The following is a 1,344-nucleotide window of genomic DNA, read 5'->3' as shown; positions in this document are numbered from 1 at the left end:
GAATACGACGAGCCAACGGTTCGGGAAGCCATATTACGTGAGATTCTGCGCGGTGGTCAGGTTTATTTCTTACACAATAATGTCGACACTATTGAAAAAACCGCGGCCGATATTGAAACCCTGGTTCCGGAAGCGCGTGTTGTGGTTGCTCACGGACAAATGCGTGAGCGTGACCTGGAACGCATCATGTCGGACTTCTATCATCAGCGCTTTAATGTGCTGGTTTGTACCACCATTATTGAAACCGGTATCGATATACCCAGCGCCAACACCATTATTATGGATCGGGCTGATCACCTGGGTCTCGCACAGATGCACCAACTGCGGGGCCGCGTTGGACGCTCCCATCATCAGGCTTATGCGTACCTATTGACGCCACATCCCAAACGCATGACCAAAGACGCACACAAGCGCCTCGAAGCCATTTCTCAGCTTGAAGATCTGGGCGCTGGCTTTATGCTCGCAACTCACGACTTAGAAATTCGTGGTGCCGGTGAGCTACTTGGAGACGATCAAAGCGGTCAAATTGAAAGCATTGGTTTTACTCTATACATGGACATGCTGGAGCAAGCGGTTAAAGCCTTAAAAGAAGGTAAAGAACCCGCTCTTGCGCAACTGCTGCATGAACGTGCTGAGATTGACTTAAAACTTCCGGCGCTTTTACCTGAAGCTTACATACCAGACGTTAATAACCGTTTAAGCTTGTACAAACGAATAGCCAACTGTGAAACCAGTAAAGAACTGGATGATTTGCAGGTGGAATTAATTGACCGTTTTGGGTTACTTCCGGACGCAGCCAAGAACTTGATGCGCCAAACACAACTGCGTAATAATGCCGAGCATTTGGGTATCCGTAAAATTGATATTGGTAATCAGGGCGGCATTATTGAGTTTGCCGACGATACAAAAATTAACCCGGAAATTATTATAGGGTTGATTCAAAAAGCGCCCAATTACTACAAACTGGATGGCCCGAACCGTTTACGTTTAAGTCAGTCACTGGAAGATACTCAAAGTCGGTTAAAACTGGTAGAGTCTCTGTTAGAAGAATTTGCAGAACAATCTCAGGCGGCGTAACACAGGAGTGAATAAATGGCGCTGGTGCATCGTGGATTAAAATCGGTACTGGGTTTAACAACAGCACTAATGACATTAGTGTCTGTTGATGCGGTAGCTCAGTCTGATAAAGACTACTGGCGCTGGTTTGAAGTTGAAGTTCTGGTCTTTAGACAGACCATCACCGACCAGTCCGGTGAGACTTTTCCTTTGGCAATACAACCAATAGCCGTTAATCAAAGCCGGGATTTGCTGACCAGTTACCATAGCCTACAGAACCGCCTTCGC

The 1,344-nt window shown here is 46.7% G+C and carries 2 protein-coding genes; both read left to right on the top strand.

Annotation, left to right across the window (positions count from 1 at the left end; all coding sequences use genetic code 11):
* Nucleotides 1-1,077, top strand: a 1,077-nt coding sequence (locus B3180_RS14360) for a TRCF domain-containing protein (RefSeq protein WP_286845185.1), incomplete at its 5' end; no start/stop codon positions are given.
* Nucleotides 1,078-1,092: 15 nt separating this feature from the next.
* On the top strand, nucleotides 1,093-1,344 hold a 252-nt coding region (locus B3180_RS14355; protein ID WP_286845183.1), incomplete at its 3' end, for a CsiV family protein.

The organism is Idiomarina sp. UBA4206, assembly GCF_002383015.1.
In the GTDB taxonomy this organism is placed as follows: domain Bacteria; phylum Pseudomonadota; class Gammaproteobacteria; order Enterobacterales; family Alteromonadaceae; genus Idiomarina; species Idiomarina abyssalis.
This window is presented reverse-complemented; position numbering and strand designations above follow the sequence as displayed.